Source organism: Bradyrhizobium sp. 164 (assembly GCF_023073715.1).
GTDB lineage: Bacteria > Pseudomonadota > Alphaproteobacteria > Rhizobiales > Xanthobacteraceae > Bradyrhizobium.
This window is the reverse complement of the sequence record NZ_JADPKA010000048.1, coordinates 1-2,685: the sequence shown is the minus strand read 5'-3', so window position 1 is coordinate 2,685 and position 2,685 is coordinate 1. Positions and strand designations below refer to the sequence as shown.

General features: G+C 64.8%; 2 protein-coding genes. Both read right to left on the bottom strand.

The features are described from left to right. Nucleotides 1–120: 120 nt before the first annotated feature. Nucleotides 121–963 carry an IS21-like element helper ATPase IstB gene (gene istB, locus IVB01_RS17260; protein ID WP_247494702.1) on the bottom strand — a complete coding sequence of 281 codons (843 nt, stop codon included), beginning with the start codon at nt 961–963 and terminating at the stop codon, nt 121–123. Next, nucleotides 960–2,462 carry an IS21 family transposase gene (gene istA / locus IVB01_RS17255; RefSeq protein ID WP_247494703.1) on the bottom strand — a complete coding sequence of 501 codons (1,503 nt, stop codon included), beginning with the start codon at nt 2,460–2,462 and terminating at the stop codon, nt 960–962. Before istA ends, istB begins: the two co-directional genes overlap by 4 nt. Nucleotides 2,463–2,685: the final 223 nt, after the last annotated feature.

Here is a 2,685-nt window from a genome sequence, read left to right as displayed (position 1 = left end):
TATAGCGCGACAATCAGGATGAGAGCGGCGCGTCAATCAAGATGAGACGAGGCGGCCGAGCCAGGAGATAATTGACGCTGGCCGCCGACTTGGCAAGCGTTGATTGACGCTGCGCGACAATCAAGCGGCGCTGCCAGCGTCAATCAAAGTCTTGTCGAGTTCGTTTGGGGTAGTGTGAACAGGCGGCCGGCCTGGACCGCGCTTGCGATCGAGGGCAACTTTTCGACGGTAACTTTCGACGTTCATCTCGAGGATCGTGGCGTGGTGGACCAAACGATCGATGGCAGCCAATGTCATTGCTTGGTCCGGGAAGATCCGCCCCCATTCGCCAAATGGCTGATTGGCCGTGATCAGCAGCGAGCGTCGTTCGTAGCGGCCGGCGATCAACTCGAACAACACACTGGTTTCCGCCTGATCCTTGCTCACATATGTGATGTCGTCGAGGATCAGGAGGTCATAGCGATCGAGTTTGCTGATCGCGGACTCCAGCGCCAGCTCGCGCCGCGCGACCTGCAGCCGTTGCACCAGATCAGTGGTGCGCGCGAAGAGAACGCGCCAACCGTTCTCGACGAGAGCCAGGCCAATCGCCGCGCCGAGATGGGTCTTGCCGCCGCCCGGTGGACCGAACAACAGCAGATTGGCGCCGGCCTTCAACCAGGCGTCGCCGGCGGCGAGCGCTATCGCCTGTGCCTTTGATACCATCGGCACGCTTTCGAAGTCGAAGGTGGCGAGCGTCTTGCCGGCGGGCAGACGCGCTTCTACCATGTGTCGCTCGATGCGACGGCGGGTACGATCGGATGCCTCGTGCTCGGCAAGGGCCGCGAGGAAGCGGGCGGCAGGCCAGCCCTCCTTGTCCGATTGCGCGGCCAGCTTCGGCCAGATCGCCTTGACGCCCGGCAGGCGCAGCTCATTGAGCAGCAGCTCGACGCGGGCAGCATCGACGGAGGTCGCTATGCTGGTCATGCCACTTCTCCCAGGCTGGAGTGGGCCGACACGATGCTGACGGAGGCCAGCTCATCGTAGACGTTGAGCGGCGCCAGTTTGACAGCGACAGTGGGGATCGAGGTCGCCTCCGGCCGGAAGCGGTCGCGCAGCGCGGCAAGATCGGGTAGCCGTCCGGCATCCAGGTCTATCGCGACCGCCTCGGCGAGCTCAGCTTCGCAAGCTCGCTCGTGGGCCAGCGCCAGAAGCTCGACCGTCACCTTGCAGGCACGCCGATCATCACCATGCTCCCGCAAGGTCTCGAACAGGCGCCTGTAGGCAGGCCGCGGGAAGAGCCGGTCGCGATAGACGAGATTGAGGAGCGCCATCGGCTTGCGCCGCAGGGCATGGATGACGTGCCGGTAATCCACGACATGACCGCCCTGGCACTCGGACACAGGCCGACCGCGCCGCAGCGTCACGACCGGCGTGCCACCAAGGAAGCATTCGAGCCGGTCGTCAAAGATGCGCACACGCAGACGATGGCCGATCAATCTTGAAGGCACGGTGTAGAACACGCGTCGCAGGATGAAGCCGCCTGACGACGTCACCGGGATCACTTTCTCCTCGAAGTCGGTCGTGCGGCCTTTTGGCAGCGGCGCCAATGCCTCCTTCTCGAGCGCGATCGACTTGGCGAGGTTGGCGTTGCGCCGGCCGACAATCTCGTCGACAAAAGCCCGGTACGCATCGAGACTGGCGAAGTCGCGCGTCCCCCGCAGCAACAGCGCATCTTCCAGTGCCCGCTTGAGATGGCCGTGCGCGCTCTCGATCGAGCCGTTCTCATGTGCGATGCCCGCATTGTTGCGCGTTGGCGCCATGCCATAGTGGCCCATCAGCCCGGCGTAGCGCTGCGTCAGATCCTCCCGTGCGTCGGCGGCCAGATTGCGGAACGCTGCCGACAGGCTGTCGCTGCGATGCTCCCGCGGCACGCCGCCAAGTGCCCACAGGGCGTTCTGCAAGCCCTCCGCCAGGGCGACGAAGCTTTCGCCGCCGAGCACGACATGGGCATGCTCGAAGCCGGAGAACGCCAACCGGAAGTGATAGAGCCGGTGATCGAGCGGCTCACCCGCGATGGTAATACCGAGCGCGCTCACGTCGGTGAAGTCGGACAGACCCAGGCGGCCGGGCTCGTGCTGCTGGCGGACGATCACGTCCTGTTCGGGGCCGTTGAGCGCCCGCCAGGCGTTGATGCGCCGCTCCAGCGTGCGGCGGATGTTCGGGTTCAGGTCATGATGCCGTCGGCGCAGTTCGTCCAGCACGCCGATCACGCGGATGCCGGGCGCAGCCTTCAGGATCGGAACGATCTCGGCTTCCCAATACCGTGCGAGCGGATCGGACCGGCGTCGGCCCCTCGGCGTCTTCTTCTGCGATGGCGGGCGACAATCGCCCTCGATTCGATACGCGCTTGCCTTCGAGAACCCCGCCTTGGCCGCGGCGGCCTCGGGGGACAGTGTCTGTCGGTACGTCATGTATAGCCTCATCTGGTGGTCGGTGATGTGGAGGCCAGGCAAGGCATCGATTCCCTCTTGTCGAGACCAATCAACAGCTTGCACCAACCGCACCCGACCGCCAGGCGGGTCCAAAAACGCGCGACGCCGATGGGGACGGTCCTCCGGTCGGGCTACGCCCTCCCTTCGGTCCGTCCCCATCGGCGCAGTCTCACCTTGATTGTCGCTGGAGTCTCACCCTGATCGCCGCCGCGCA